Below are 14,989 nucleotides of genomic sequence, written 5' to 3'. Positions count from 1 at the left end.
AAACGGCGGGCTTCGGCCCGCCGTTTTCGTTTGATCATTCCGCCGGCGCCGGGTCCTTGCGGTTGGTGAGGTAGACGCCGACCACGACGATCAGCGTACCGACAATCATCGGGACCGTCAGTTCCTCGCCGAAGATGGCGGCCGCCTGGAGGGCGGCGATGGGCGGCACGAGGTAGATGAGGGAGGCCGCGCGCGAGACCTGCCCTCTGCGCAGCAGGTAGAGCAGCAGCAGGATCGCGCCCATCGAAATGCCGAGCACCGACCAGGCGAGCAACGCGACGAAGGCCCAGCCGAAATCGACGTGCAGGCTTTCCAGGCCGAGTGCGAAAGGCACGGTGACGATCAACGCCCCGATATATTGCAGGGTCGCTATGGCGCGGATGTCGCCAGTCGGCAGATGTTGCTTCTGGTAGATCGTGCCGTAAGTGACGGCAGCCATGCCCATCATGTTGACGATGATGGCGAAGGTCGGGATTTCCGCAGCACCATGACCGAAGAATTTCGGCAGCACAGCCAGCAGCACGCCGAGAAAGCCGAGACAGAGACCCGCCTTCTGCTGCCCGTTCAGCCGCTCGCCGATGAAGAAGGGGGCGGCCAGCGCCGTCATCAGCGGCTGGAGAGCCGCGATGATCGAGGAGAGCGCGGCCGGAACGCCCTCGCCGATCGCCCACCAGACCGCTCCCAGATAGAGCCCATGCAGGAAGGCGCCTGAGACGACGGCATGCACGATGGTGCGCGCATCGCGCGGCCAGGAGACGCCGGAAACCCAGCACAGGCCGCCGAAGAGGATTGCGGCGGCAAGGTAGCGAATGCTGAGAAAGGTGAGCGGTTCGGAAACGATGGCGCCGAATTTCGCGACGACCCAGCCGGTCGACCAGAGCAGGACGAAGATGACTGGCGCCAGGCGATCGAGGGACATGCGGCTTCCGGCAGAAGAACAATCGGTGCGCGAGCGATAGGCGCGACGCCGATGATGGTCAAAGGAATTTCCTTGATGATTAGGTTCAGGGAAAGACAGGGCGGGACAGCTTTTCGGCATCTGCCTCTATTTTCGGCAGCACCGGTTTCGACCCCTCGCAGGAAACAGCACAGCAGGCGCCCCGACCTGTTCACTCCACGCGAAAAACCGTCCTGCCGGGCGGTTTGACCATTCCCAAAGCGGTGTGAGAATTCTTTCCCGCTAATTGAGCATGGTTCTTGCATTGCCCCTGATGTTGTACTCAAATGGCGAAAAATGGGGAACACGCCTTTGGCATTTGATGAAATGATGAACGCGGACTCCAACCCGCGGCAACCTTATGACAACTACCATGACTGGTACGAAGGACAGGATCGGGCTCGCCTGATCGCCAAATCAAGGGACGCAGAAAACCTCTTTCGAAAAACCGGCATCACCTTCGCAGTCTACGGACACGAGGACAGCTCCGAAAAGCTCATCCCCTTCGATATCATACCCCGCATCATTTCCGGCAGAGAGTGGCGCAAGCTCGCCCAGGGCATCGAACAGCGGGTCATCGCCCTCAACGCCTTCCTCGACGACATCTACCACAAGCAGGAAATCATCAAGGCCGGCCGCGTGCCGCGCGAGCTCATCGAGCGCAACGTCGCCTTCCTGCCGCAGATGATCGGCTTCAAGCCGCCGGGCGGCGTCTATACCCACATCGTCGGCACCGACATCGTGCGCACCGGCGAAGACCAGTTCTATGTGCTGGAAGACAATGCCCGCACCCCGTCCGGCGTCAGCTACATGCTGGAAAACCGGGAAACCATGATGCAGATGTTCCCGGAGCTGTTCCACCTGAACAAGGTGCGGCCGGTGGAAGACTATCCGAAGACCCTGCGCCAGAGCCTCGCGTCCCTTGCACCCCCCGGCTGTTCCGGCAAGCCGCGTATTGCCGTGCTGACGCCAGGCATCTTCAACTCTGCCTATTACGAACATTCCTTCCTCGCCGACATGATGGGCGTGGAGCTGGTCGAGGGCTCGGACCTGCGCGTCGTCGATGGCAAGGTGAAGATGCGCACGACCCGCGGCTACGAGGCGATCGACGTGCTCTATCGCCGCGTCGACGACGACTTCCTCGATCCCTTGACCTTTCGGCCGGATTCAGCGCTCGGCATTCCCGGCATCATGGATGTTTACAAGGCCGGCAACATCACCATCGCCAACGCGCCGGGCACCGGCATTTGCGACGACAAGGCGATCTACTCCTATATGCCTGAAATCGTAGAATTCTATACCGGCCGCAAGGCGCTGCTCGAAAACGTGCCGACCTGGCGCTGCTCGGAGGAAGACAGCCTGAAATACGTGCTCGAGCATCTCGACGAACTGGTGGTGAAGGAAGTGCACGGCTCCGGCGGCTACGGCATGCTCGTCGGCCCGACAGCCACCAAGAAGGAATGCGCCGCCTTTGCCGAAAAGCTGAAGGCCCGGCCATCGAACTACATCGCGCAGCCGACACTGTCGCTTTCCACAGTCCCCATCCTCGTCAACAAGGGCATCGCGCCCCGGCACGTCGACCTCCGGCCCTACGTGCTCGTTTCCGACAAGGTGCAGATCATTCCGGGCGGGTTAACCCGCGTGGCGCTCAAAGAAGGCTCGCTGGTGGTGAACTCCAGTCAGGGCGGCGGCACGAAGGACACCTGGGTACTGGAGGACTGATACCGATGCTCGGAAGAACTGCAAACGGCCTATACTGGATGTTTCGCTATATCGAGCGGGGCGAGAATATTGCCCGCCTGATCGACGCAGGCCTGCGCATGGCGCTGACGCGCAGCGGCTCCACCGACGACGACTGGGACGGCGTGCTGCAAAGTGCCGGCGTGCGCGACGACTTCGACACCGTGCACGAAAGGCTGACGAGCGCGGACGCCATCGACTTCCTGCTGCGCGATCGAGCGAACCCATCAAGCGTGCTGTCCTGCATCGACTCCGCGCGCAACAACGCGCGCATGGTGCGCACCGCCTTGACCCGGGAAACCTGGGAAGCGATGAACGAGTGCTGGATCGAGTTCAAGGAGATGCTGTCCAAGCGCGTCCGCCCGGCGGAAATGCCCGAGGTGATCGACACGATCAAGCGCCGCACCGGCCTCATCCGCGGCGCCTTCCACGGCACGATGCTGCGCGACGACGTCTACAACTTCTCGCGCATCGGCAACTCGATCGAGCGAGCCGACAACACGGCGCGCATTCTCGACGTGAAGTATTACGTGCTGCTGCCGGCAATCGCCAAGGTCGGTTCGTCGCTCGACAACAAGCAATGGGAATCGATCCTGCGATCGGTTTCGGCGCACCGCTCCTACAGTTGGGTCTATGATGGCGACTATTCGCCGGCCAACATCGCGGATTTCCTGATCCTCAATGATCGCATGCCGCGCTCGCTGGCCTACAGCTACGACAAGATCGTCAGCAATCTCGGTTATCTCGCCAAGCTATACGGCGACAACCATGCAGCGCACGAGACTGCTTCGGCCACGCTGATGCTGCTCCGAAGCCGAACCATCGATGACATCATGGAACAGGGCCTCCATGAGTTCATCGAGGAATTCATCGTGCACAACAACCGCCTCGGGGAAGAAATCTCCGAAGGCTACCGCTTCAATCGCTAGGGCTGACACGGGGGCGAACATGCGACTGAAGATCAGCCACACGACGGAATATCACTATGACGATCCGGTGCAGTATTCGCTGCAACGGCTGCGTCTCACGCCGAAGACCCAGCCGGGGCAAACCGTGCGCGCGTGGAAGACCACCGTGCACGGCGCCCGCCTTGAGGCCGGCTACACCGACCATTTCGGCAACCATGTCGATCTGGTCAGCACCAATGCCGAACAGGTGACGATCCGCATCGTCGCCGAGGGCGAGGTCGATACGGAGGACCGGGCCGGCGTCTTCGGCCCACACCAGGGTTTCGTGCCGCTCTGGCTTTATCTACGCGAAACGCCGCTGACCAAGCCGAGCAAGCTGATCCGTGAGCTTGCCAAGGCATCGGCCGGCGAAAACGAGCTGGCGCGCATGCACGCGCTGATGGGGACGATCCATGCGACCGTTGCCTACAGGCCGGGCGAAACCGGATCAGAAACGACGGCTGAGCAGGCACTGGAGATGAAGCAGGGCGTTTGCCAGGATCACGCGCATATACTCCTGTCCGCGGCACGCCACCTCGGCATTCCTGCCCGCTACGTCTCGGGCTACCTGCTGATGGAAGCACCCGAACAGACCGCAAGCCACGCTTGGGCGGAGGTGCATTTGCAGGGTCTTGGCTGGGTGGGCTTCGATGCGGCGAACAATATCTGCCCGGACGCCCGCTATGTCCGGCTGTCGACCGGCCTCGACTACCAGGACGCCGCCCCGATTTCCGGCATGGTGGTGGGCAAGGCGGCAGAAACGATGAGCGTGTCCATCACGGTGGCATCGGCCGGACAGAGCCAGTCGCAAAGCCAGAGCTGAGCACAGTCTGCCGGGTAGCAGTCACCATCTGTGGGGCGCGCGCAAAACTGGTCGGGACCAATACCCGGCCATCTGTCTGTTCATACTCACATGGCAGCGTCAGCCACTGACGATCTTGCCGGCAATGCCCTGTATTTTCTCTGCCTGCGCCTTGGGGTCGAGTTGATCGACATTCACCTTGCCGACGATCGATCCACCCGCGTAATGGCAGACCTCGACGATTTTCGCTGAGGCGCCAACCTGCCGCACGGTGGCGGTCAGCGTGATCCCCACACCGCCCTCCCCTTTGCCGTCAGCGCCGGAGCGCATCGCGCCCACCCCGCTATGGGAATAGGCAAGGCAACGGCCGATGGTCACGGTCACGTCTTTCTGCAGCGAGACCGGCGCGTTCGCTGGATAGGGCGTCCAAGGAGTGGCCTCATTTGCCTTGAGGAACTTTATGATCGCGCAACCGAACTGGCAGAACTGGCCGAGGTCGAGATAGATAACGGAGTTCGTACTGCTCGCCTTGCCTACAAAGCGTTCCACCGCACCCGCCCGCGCCTCTTTGGCATAGCTCAGCAATTTTGCAGGAGCCGTCACCGCGTCCTGCAAGTTGCTGACGCTGTTGCGCCGGATGCGGCGCAAATGTTTGCTTGCGAAATTGTTGCCATTAAACGTGACGGTGTATCCCTCACCCGTCACCGTCACAGCCGAATCGAGTGTGGTTTCATCTGCCACACTCGCAGTATAGGTGGTGGATTTGCCTTCCTTGACCGACGTAGACGCAGGGGTAGGCATACGCGCTTCCTTCCAGGGCTGGTGGTCAGCGCAGTTGATACGATTTCCCGCTCGCCTGCAACACCATAGCGTGTAGGCGCAACGGCTAACGTGCATCCCAGTGCATGAGGAGGGCCGCTTCTCCGCCCTCCTCCCGTTAAGGCCTCAGTGGCTGTCCTTGCCAACAGCACTGCCGCGGCACCCCTTGAGGAAGTCGAGGTCGGCGCCGGTGTCGGCGCCCTGAACGTGCTGCTGGTGCAGCCACGCATAGCCCGACGCGGGCAGGTCGTGGTTCGGCTTCCAAGCGGCGAGACGGCGCGCCAGCTCTTCTTCGGGAATGTCGAGATGCAGGCGGCGGTTCGGTACGTCCAGCTCGATCATGTCGCCGTTTTGCACGACTGCAAGGGGGCCGCCCACTGCAGCTTCCGGCGAGGTGTGCAGCACGACTGTGCCATAGGCCGTGCCCGACATGCGCGCATCGGAGATACGCACCATGTCGGTGATGCCCTTCTTCAGCACTTTCGGAGGAAGCCCCATATTGCCGACTTCGGCCATGCCCGGATACCCCTTCGGCCCACAGTTCTTCATGACCATGACGCAGGTCTCGTCGATATCGAGACTGTCGTCGTTAATCTTGGCCTTGTAGTCGTCGATATCCTCGAACACCACGGCGCGGCCGCGATGCGTCAGCAGATGCGGCGAGGCGGCCGATGGCTTCAGCACCGCACCCTTCGGCGCGAGGTTGCCGCGCACGACGACGATGCCGCCGGATTGCGTCAGCGCCTTTTCCGCGGGCAGGATGACGTCCTCGTTCCAGTTGACGACATCCTTGACCTCGTCCCACATCGTTTCGCCTGAGACCGTGATCGCGTCCTTGTGCAGCAGGCCGGCCTCGCCGAGGCGCTTCAGCACGACGGGCAGACCGCCGGCATAGAAGAACTCCTCCATCAGGTACTTGCCCGACGGCATCAGGTTGACGATGGTCGGCACGTCGCGGCCACAGCGATCCCAATCGTCCAGCGTCAAATCGATGCCGACGCGGCCGGCCATGGCGAGCAGGTGGATGACCGCGTTGGTCGATCCGCCGATCGCCGCATTGGTGCGGATGGCGTTCTCAAAGGCCTGCTTGGTCATGATGTCGGAGGGCTTCAGGTCGTCCTTGACCATCTGCACGATGCGCCGGCCGGTGAGTTGCGCCATGACCTTGCGACGGGAATCGACTCCCGGAATGGCCGCATTGCCTGACAGGGCCATGCCGAGCGCTTCCGCCATGGAGGCCATGGTGGAGGCCGTGCCCATGGTGTTGCAAGTGCCCGACGAGCGGCTCATCGAGGCTTCCGCCTCGAGGAACTCGTCCTGCGTCATTTCGCCGGCCTTCACCATCTCGGAGAACTTCCACAGATGCGTGCCGGAGCCAACGCGCTCGCCGCGGAAATAGCCGTTCAGCATCGGGCCGCCGGTGACAACGATCGACGGCAGGTCGACGGAGGCCGCCGCCATGATCAGCGACGGCGTGGTCTTGTCGCAGCCGACCATCAGCACACAGCCATCCATCGGCTGGCCGCGGATCGTTTCCTCGATCGCGAGGGCGGCGAGGTTGCGATACATCATCGCGGTCGGTCGGAAGGTGTTTTCGGAGGCCGAGAAAACAGGCACTTCCATCGGAAAGCCGCCGGCTTCCCAGATACCGGCTTTCACCTTTTCGGCAAGCTCACGCAGATGGCCGTTGCACGGCGTCATATCCGACCAGGTATTGAGGATACCGATAACCGGGCGCCCGTCGAACAGGTCGTGCGGATAGCCCTGGTTCTTCATCCAGCCACGGTGATAGATCACGTCACGGCTGGTGCCGCCGTACCATTCCTGTGATCTCAGCCTGCGCGGCCACTCCGCTTTCTTCGTCATCTTTCCAGTCCTTGAAGGGACCGCCCGAAAGGTCGGACGGCCTTTGTCTCACGCCAGGGTGTAGGCGGTCTTGACGGTTGTGTAGAATTCGTTGGCGTAGCGGCCCTGCTCGCGCGAGCCATGCGACGAGCCTTTGCGGCCGCCGAACGGCACGTGGAAATCGACGCCCGCCGTCGGCAGGTTGACCATGACCATGCCGGCCTCGGCATTGCGCTTGAAATGCGTCGCGTGCTTGAGGCTCGTGGTGGCAATGCCGGAGGACAGGCCGAACGGCGTGTCGTTGGCGACGGCCAGCGCCTCCTCGTAGTCCTTGACGCGGATGACCGCGGCGACCGGGCCGAAAATCTCTTCCCGCGAGATGCGCATGTCGTTCGTCGCCTCGGTGAAGAGCGCGGGCGCCAGATAGAAGCCGGGCGTGTCGCGCTTCAGCAACTCACCACCGAAGGCGAGTTTTGCGCCCTCTTGTCTGCCGATCTCGATGTAGTCCGTGTCCTGCCTCAGTTGGCTTTCATCGACGACCGGACCGATATGCGTGCCGGCCTTCAGCGCATCATCGACGACGACGCTCTTCAGGCGCTCACCGACGGCAGCGACGAACCTGTCGTGGATGCCTTCCGTCACGATGACGCGCGAGGAGGCCGTACAGCGCTGGCCGGTGGAGAAGAAGGCCGAGTTGACGGCAGCCTCGACGGCGACGGTGAGGTCCGCATCGTCGAGCACGACGAAGGGGTTCTTGCCGCCCATTTCGAGCTGGTATTTGCGGTTATGTTCGACGGAGGCGAGTGCGACGCGTTTGCCCGTGCCGGTGGAGCCGGTAAACGTGATGCCCTGCACGTCGGGGCTGTCGAGCATCGTCTGGCCGACGACGGAACCCTTGCCCATAACGAGGTTCAGCACCCCCTTCGGCAGGCCGGCGCGCACGAGGATATCGACGATCGCCCAGGAACAGCCGGGTACGAGTTCGGCCGGCTTGAAGACGACGGTATTGCCGTAACACAGCGCCGGCGCGATCTTCCAGGCGGGGATGGCGATCGGGAAATTCCACGGCGTGATGATGCCGACGACGCCGGCCGGTTCGCGGGTGATCTCGACGCCGATGTTGGGCCGCACCGAGGGCAGCACTTCGCCGGCAAGGCGCAGGCACTCGCCTGCGAAGAAATCGAAGATCTGCCCGGCGCGCACCGTCTCGCCGATGCCTTCGGCCAGCGTCTTGCCCTCTTCGCGCGACAGCAGGCGGCCGAGTTCGTCCTTGCGGGCGAGGATCTCTTCCGCGGTCTTGCGCAGGATCGCATGGCGTTCGAGGATGCCGGAGCGTGACCAGGCCGGGAAAGCCGCCTTCGCCGCCGCGATGGCCGCCTTGGCGTCCTCGACCGAAGCGCGGGCATATTCGCCCACCACGTCGTCGGTATTCGACGGGTTGATGTTGCGAATTGCGTCCGAGCCGACCCATTCGCCGGCAATCAGGTTCTGGTGCATGGTCATGGGCCTTTGAGCCTCCTGTCTGCATGGTGCGGCCCGGCAAGCGGGCCGTCGCATCGATTACAATTGGCGGATTTCGATCTCTTCTTCCGTGGCGATTGCCAGCGGATTGCGCAGCGGCAGACCAAAACCATCGGCGCCGATCTCGAACACGTCGCCCTCCTCCGTGCGGATGCCGTCACCGAAGGACAGCGTCGCCGTACCGAACATGTGAACGTGGATATCGCCCGGCGCGCGGAACAGGCCGTACTTGAAATGATGGTATTCCAGGTTGGCGAAGGTGTGGGACATGTTCGCCTCGCCCGAAACGAACGGCTTTTCCCAGAGAACCTTGCCGCCACGCACGATGCGCGAGAAGCCCCGGATATCGTCCGGTGCCGCACCCACGCGGATTTCCGGGCCGAAGCTCGCCTGGCGCAGCTTCGAATGGGCGAGATAGAGGTAGTTGATGCGCTCCGTCACATGGTCGGAGAACTCGTTCGAGACCGCAAAGCCGATACGGAATGGCGAACCATTGGCGGCGATGACGTAGATTCCCGCCATTTCCGGCTCTTCACCGCCATCAAGCGCGAAGGAGGGCGAGGTCAAGGCTGCACCCGGCGCGACGGCCTGGCTGCCATTGCCCTTGTAGAACCATTCCGGCTGAACGCCCTTTTCGCCTTCTTTCGGCTTGCCGTTTTCGAGGCCCATGCGGAACATCTTCATCGAATCGGTCAGCGTCTCTTCAGCCGCTTCCGACGTCTTCTTGTGCATGGAATCGCGGGTCGCGGCGGAGCCAAGATGGGTGAGCCCCGTACCGGTCAGGTGCACGTGTGCCGCATCCGGATGGGTGATCGGCGACAGCAGACGACCGGCGGCATAGGCCGCTTCGAGGCTGACCTCGTCGCCAAGGCCCTTGGCCTCGATGACGGCCTTCAGCGACTGGCCGCTGTTGGCTGCTTCCAGCGCCAGCGCATAGACGCTGCCCGCACCGTTGACCGCGCGGCCCGTGCCACCCTCTTCCCGCACGACCACGGTGATCGACCCATCGGCATTTGCTACCTGCGAAATCAGCATTTCCTAGTCCTTCCTGGAGCAGGCTCGCGCCAAAGCTCCGCACCTGCGGTGGACAGACACCACCGCACCGGCCGCCTCAAGCAGCCCGTCAAACACGCATGCAATTCAGATGGCTGGCCGGTTGCCCGATCAGCCCTTGTTCTTGTTGTAGACGTCGAAGAACACGGCGGCGAGCAGCACCAGGCCCTTGATGAGCTGCTGGTAATCGATGCCGATGCCCATGATCGACATGCCGTTGTTCATGACGCCCATGATGAAGGCGCCGATGACCGCGCCGGTGATCTTGCCGACGCCGCCGGATGCAGACGCGCCGCCGATGAAGCAGGCCGCGATGACGTCGAGCTCGAAGCCGACGCCGGCCTTCGGCGTTGCCGAGTTGAGGCGGGCCGCGATGATCATGCCGGCAAGGGCCGCGAGCGCGCCCATGTTGACGAAGGTGTAGAAGGTCAGCCGCTCGGTATTGATGCCCGAAAGCTTCGCCGCCTTCTCGTTTCCGCCCATCGCGTAGATGCGTCGGCCGATCGTCGTGCGGGTCGTCACGAAGGTGTAGAGCACGATCAGCACGCCCATGATGACGAGCACGTTCGGCAGGCCGCGATAGGTCGAGAGCTGGAAGCCGAGGAAGATTGCCACCGCGCCGATGATCGCCATCTGTACGGCGAAGAAGGCAAACGGCTCGTTTTCGGTCTCATGCACGGCGTTCATGCGCCGCTCGCGCAGGCCGGCATAGACGGCGTAGGCGACCAGCAGGACGATCATCACGAGGGCGAAGTAGTTCTTGATCAGGCTCGTCGCGGGGTCGGTGATCGACAGGAAGTCCGGCACGAAACCCGTGGAGAGGATCTGAAAATCCTTCGGGAACGGGCCAACCGGGCGGCCGCCGAGCACGACATAGGTCATGCCGCGGAAAACCAGCATGCCGGCGAGTGTCACGATGAAGGACGGGATCTTCTGGTATGCGACCCAATAGCCTTGCGCCGCCCCCATGATCGCGCCGACGAGGATGCAGAGCGGCACGACGATGATCGCCGGCAGCCCCCATTTCACCAGCATGATTGCCGATATGGCGCCGGTGAAGGCGACGATGGAGCCGACCGACAGGTCGATATGTCCCGCCACGATGATCAGCAACATGCCGAGCGCCATGATGACGATGAACGAGTTCTGCAGCACCAGGTTGGTGATGTTGACCGGGCGGAAGAGCACGCCGTTGGTGAGGATCTGGAAGAAGATCATGATCACCACGAGCGCGACCAACAGGCCGTATTCGCGGATGTTCTTCTTGAGGTACTCTCCCACCGAAGGCTGGGCTCTCTGGGTCGATGTATCGGTGGCCATTAGTGTTTCTCCCCGGAGCGCATGATGGCGCGCATGATGGATTCTTGGCTTGCTTCGGCCTTGGAGAGCTCGGCCACGATGCGTCCTTCGTTCATGACATAGATGCGATCGCAGGTCCCGAGCAGTTCCGGCATCTCCGACGAGATCATCAGGATGCCCTTGCCCTCGGCGGCAAGCTGGTTGATGATTGTATAGATTTCGAACTTCGCGCCGACATCGATGCCGCGCGTCGGTTCATCGAGGATCAAAACCTCGGGATTGGTGAAGAGCCACTTAGACAGGACGACCTTCTGCTGGTTGCCACCGGAAAGATTGACCGCTTCCTGATAGATGGAATGCGAGCGGATGCGCAGCTTCGAGCGGTAGCCCGCCGCGACCTTGGCTTCCTGGTGGTTGTCAATCACCGTCGCATTCGACACACCCTTGAGATTGGCCAGCGTCGTGTTGTGCATGATGTTGTTGATCAGTACGAGACCGAGATGCTTGCGATCCTCGGTGACATAGGCGAGACCCGCCTTGATCGCCTTCTGGATCGTGCTGACATCGACAGGCTTGCCGTGCATCAGGACATCGCCGGTGATCTTGTGGCCCCAGGACCGGCCGAAAATGCTCATCGCCGTCTCGGTGCGTCCGGCGCCCATCAGCCCGGCAATGCCGACGACTTCGCCGGCGCGCACGTTGAAGCTGACATCGTGCAGGAATTGCCGGTCGCGGTGGTGCTGGTGGAAGACGTTCCAGTTCTTCACTTCCAGCAGCGTCTCGCCGATCTTCGGCTCGCGCGCCGGGTAGCGGTCTTCCATCGCACGACCGACCATGCCCTTGATGATGCGGTCTTCCGAAATATCCTCGTTATGACAGTCGAGCGTCTCGACCGTGCCGCCATCGCGCAGGATGGTGATCTGGTCGGCGACCTTTTTGATCTCGTTCAGCTTGTGCGAGATGATGATCGAGGTCATGCCCTGTGCACGGAACTCCGTCAGCAGCTTCAGGAGCGCGTCGGAGTCTTTCTCGTTGAGCGAGGCGGTCGGCTCATCGAGGATGAGCAGGCGCACCTTTTTCGAGAGCGCCTTGGCGATCTCGACGAGCTGCTGCTTTCCGACGCCGATATCGGTGATCAGCGTGCCTGGCGGCTCCTTGAGGCCCACCTTGTTCAGCAGTTCCTGCGTGCGCCGGAACGCCAGTTTCCAGTCGATGATGCCGTTCGTCGCCACCTCGTTGCCGAGGAAGATGTTTTCGGCGATCGACAGAAGCGGCACGAGCGCCAGCTCCTGGTGGATGATGATGATGCCCAGATGCTCGCTGTCGGAGATCGTGGAAAAGCGACGGACTTCGCCGTCGAAATGGATTTCCCCCTCATAGGAGCCGGCTGGATAGACGCCGCTCAACACTTTCATGAGGGTGGATTTGCCGGCGCCATTCTCGCCGACAAGGGCGTGGATCTCGCCTTCGCGGACCTTCAGGTTGACGTTGTCGAGCGCCTTTACGCCCGGAAACGTCTTCGTGATGCCACGCATTTCGAGAAGGGTTTTGCTCATTGACAGTTTCCAGCGGCCATCCGCCACCATCAGGCGGGGAAACCGAGCCTATTCGCTCTGCGATCCGGAGAAAAGAGGGTTCGCGCATATGGCGCGAACCCCGGAGAGTGGAAAGAACGATTAGTTCTTCAACTGGTCAGCCGTGTAGTAGGCGGAGTCCGTGACAAGGATCCTCTCGGCATTGGACTTGTCGACGGCAACCGGCTTCAGGAGGTAGGACGGAATGACCTTGACGCCGTTGTCATAGGTCTTCGTGTCGTTCACTTCCGGCTCCTTGCCTTCCAGGATGGCGTTGACCATGCTGACGGTGACCTTGGCCAGTTCGCGGGTGTCCTTGAAGACCGTCGAGTACTGCTCGTCGGCGAGGATCGACTTGACGGACGGCAGTTCGGCGTCCTGGCCGGTGACGATCGCCATCGGCTGGTCGCCCGAGCCGTAGCCAACACCCTTCAGGGCCGACAGGATACCGATGGAGAGACCATCGTAGGGCGACAGAACGCCATCAACGCGGCCGTCGGTGTAGGTCGAGGAGAGCAGGTTTTCCATGCGGGCCTGGGCAACGGCACCATCCCAACGCAGCGTACCGACCGTTTCCATGCCGGTCTGGCCCGACTTGACGACGATCGCGCCGCTGTCGATCAGCGGCTGGATGACCGACATTGCGCCATCGTAGAAGAAGAAGGCATTGTTATCGTCCGGCGAACCGCCGAAGAGTTCGACGTTCCACGGCTTGGTGTCCGGGAATTTTGCCTTCAGGCCGTCGACGAGGCTGGTGGCCTGTAGAACGCCGACCTGGAAGTTGTCGAAGGTGGCGTAGTAGTCGACATTGCCCGAATCGCGGATAAGGCGGTCATAGGCGATGACCTTCACGCCGGCATCGGCAGACTTCTGCAGGATGTCGGACAGCGTCGTGCCGTCGATGGCGCCGATGACGAGAACCTTGGCACCCTTGGTGACCATGTTTTCGATCTGGGCGAGCTGGTTCGGAATGTCGTCGTCAGCAAACTGCAGGTCCGGCGTATAACCGGCGTCCTTGAACAGCTTTTCCATCGTCTCGCCATCGGAAATCCAGCGGGTCGAGGTCTTGGTGGGCATGGAGATGCCGACCATGCCCTTGTCCTGGGCAAAGGACGGCGCAACGAACGACGCAACGCTGATGGCAGCGGCGGCGAGAAGCGAAGTGATCAGTTTCATTGAAAGGTCTCTCCCTTGTGCGCACTGACCGGAATTGCGGCCAGGCATTGTTCTGTGCACGGGCGGGGTCGCTTTCAGGCGACGACCTGGACTGGTGAGCCAAAAGCCCACCGATCCCCACTCCCAAGGACCCCAGCGCACATTGCCGCAACGTCGTACGAATTGCCATAACTGTCAAATGCAATAAGCTTCTAAAGTGATATCAAATTTGATATACCATGGGGCAAATGTACTATTTTATAAAACGAGGTAAACATGCGCTTGCAAGAGGACAGGGACGAGCCACTTTTTCCAGGCGAAGATGGCGACAACCTTCAGGGTGTCGCCCTGCTGCGCAGCGGCCTGAAGCTCAGCCACCTGCGCATGATCGTGGCCATCGAGGAGCACAGCCAGGTGAGTGCGGCCGCCGATGCGCTGAACATCTCGCAGCCCGCCGCGTCGCGCATGCTGACGGAAATGGAAACGATCCTCAAGGCCCAGCTCTGCGAGCGTGTGTCGCGCGGCGTCGCGCTCACCGCCTTCGGGCGAGCCTTCGCGCGACGCGCCCGCACCATCCTGCTCGAACTGCGTGAAGTCGATCGCGAGCTTTCCGCGCTGAAATCCGGCACCGGCGGTTCGGTCTTCCTCGGTTCGGTGACGGCGCCGGCGATCAGCCTTGCCGTGCCGGCCATCCAGCAGGTGAGTGCCGCCTATCCCGGCATCGAGGTGAACGTGCGCGTGGAGACAAGCAACGTGCTCGCCCACGAACTGCTTGCCGCAAGGCAGGATTTCATCATCGCCCGTGTACCGGACGATCTCAACCCGCGCCTGTTCAACGTCACCGAGATCGGCATCGAAAAGGCCTGCCTCATCGTGCGCAAGGGCCACCCGCTGACGGAAAAGCCCGTCGTCGGCCTCGCCGACCTGCCGCATTACGACTGGGTGTTCCAGCCGGCCGGCACACTGCTGAGGCGGCGCATCGAGGAACTGTTCATCGCGGCGGGCGTCGCCCTGCCCTCCACGGTCGTCAACACCTCGTCCATCCTGCTGACCACCGCCATCGTCTGCGGCTCGAACGCGATCGCCCCTGTCGCCCGTGACATGGCGGTCTTCATCGCCGATGTCGGCGCGCAGGCGGGTGAAATCAGCATCCTCAACACCGACTTCGAAATCGACATCAAGCCATACAGCCTCATTTCCGTGAAAGGCAGGGCGCTGCCCCCGAGCGCCAAACTGCTCTATGATCTGATCTTGCAACGCAGCCGGATGCTTTCGCCCGACTGAGCGAAGGAGACAC

The 14,989-nt window shown here is 62.0% G+C and carries 12 protein-coding genes; 4 read left to right on the top strand and 8 right to left on the bottom strand.

The genetic code is table 11. The annotated features are described in order from the left end of the window. Positions 1–34: 34 nt before the first annotated feature. On the bottom strand, positions 35–919 hold the full coding sequence (locus tag BSY16_RS01145; protein WP_069057970.1) for a DMT family transporter: 885 nt from the start codon (positions 917–919) through the stop codon (positions 35–37). A gap of 330 nt (positions 920–1,249) precedes the next feature. On the opposite strand from BSY16_RS01145, the gene BSY16_RS01140 reads away from it, so the two are divergent. The 3 genes from BSY16_RS01140 to BSY16_RS01130 are packed head-to-tail and all read left to right on the top strand — an operon-like array spanning position 1,250 to position 4,447. Further along, positions 1,250–2,659: a circularly permuted type 2 ATP-grasp protein gene (locus BSY16_RS01140; protein WP_069057969.1), complete on the top strand. Its 1,410-nt coding sequence runs from the start codon at positions 1,250–1,252 to the stop codon at positions 2,657–2,659. Positions 2,660–2,664: 5 nt separating this feature from the next. Continuing rightward, positions 2,665–3,606, top strand: coding sequence for an alpha-E domain-containing protein (locus tag BSY16_RS01135; protein ID WP_069057968.1), 942 nt, complete (start codon positions 2,665–2,667; stop codon positions 3,604–3,606). Positions 3,607–3,625: 19 nt separating this feature from the next. Beyond that, positions 3,626–4,447, top strand: a complete 822-nt coding sequence (locus BSY16_RS01130; RefSeq protein ID WP_069057967.1) for a transglutaminase family protein — start codon at positions 3,626–3,628, stop codon at positions 4,445–4,447. 99 nt (positions 4,448–4,546) lie between these two features. Here the strand turns inward: BSY16_RS01130 and BSY16_RS01125 are convergent, their stop codons facing one another. The 7 genes from BSY16_RS01125 to chvE form a co-directional block, all read right to left on the bottom strand. Beyond that, the gene (locus tag BSY16_RS01125) at positions 4,547–5,227 is read right to left on the bottom strand and encodes a hypothetical protein (RefSeq protein WP_150129840.1); all 681 of its coding nucleotides are present in this window, start codon (positions 5,225–5,227) and stop codon (positions 4,547–4,549) included. Positions 5,228–5,371: 144 nt separating this feature from the next. After that, positions 5,372–7,111, bottom strand: coding sequence for an L-arabinonate dehydratase (gene araD / locus BSY16_RS01120; protein WP_069057965.1), 1,740 nt, complete (start codon positions 7,109–7,111; stop codon positions 5,372–5,374). A gap of 48 nt (positions 7,112–7,159) precedes the next feature. Continuing rightward, on the bottom strand, positions 7,160–8,593 hold the full coding sequence (locus BSY16_RS01115; protein WP_069057964.1) for an aldehyde dehydrogenase family protein: 1,434 nt from the start codon (positions 8,591–8,593) through the stop codon (positions 7,160–7,162). Between the two features lie 57 nt (positions 8,594–8,650). Beyond that, positions 8,651–9,646, bottom strand: coding sequence for an AraD1 family protein (araD1, locus tag BSY16_RS01110; RefSeq protein ID WP_069057963.1), 996 nt, complete (start codon positions 9,644–9,646; stop codon positions 8,651–8,653). A 129-nt stretch (positions 9,647–9,775) separates the two neighbouring features. Further along, complete coding sequence (gene mmsB / locus BSY16_RS01105; RefSeq protein ID WP_069057962.1) at positions 9,776–10,984, bottom strand: multiple monosaccharide ABC transporter permease; 1,209 nt, start codon at positions 10,982–10,984, stop codon at positions 9,776–9,778. Continuing rightward, positions 10,984–12,519, bottom strand: coding sequence for a multiple monosaccharide ABC transporter ATP-binding protein (gene mmsA, locus BSY16_RS01100; protein WP_069057961.1), 1,536 nt, complete (start codon positions 12,517–12,519; stop codon positions 10,984–10,986). The genes mmsB and mmsA overlap by 1 nt, the downstream gene beginning before the upstream one ends. Before the next feature lie 120 nt (positions 12,520–12,639). Continuing rightward, a complete protein-coding gene (gene chvE / locus BSY16_RS01095; RefSeq protein ID WP_069057960.1) occupies positions 12,640–13,713 on the bottom strand; it encodes a multiple monosaccharide ABC transporter substrate-binding protein in 1,074 nt (357 codons plus the stop codon). Positions 13,714–13,968: 255 nt separating this feature from the next. Here chvE and BSY16_RS01090 point away from each other — a divergent pair, with 255 nt between their 5' ends. Next, positions 13,969–14,976 carry a LysR family transcriptional regulator gene (locus BSY16_RS01090; RefSeq protein WP_083242793.1) on the top strand — a complete coding sequence of 336 codons (1,008 nt, stop codon included), beginning with the start codon at positions 13,969–13,971 and terminating at the stop codon, positions 14,974–14,976. Positions 14,977–14,989 lie beyond the last annotated feature (13 nt).

The sequence above is a fragment of the Sinorhizobium sp. RAC02 genome, from assembly GCF_001713395.1.
Classification (GTDB): domain Bacteria; phylum Pseudomonadota; class Alphaproteobacteria; order Rhizobiales; family Rhizobiaceae; genus Shinella.
This window is presented reverse-complemented; position numbering and strand designations above follow the sequence as displayed.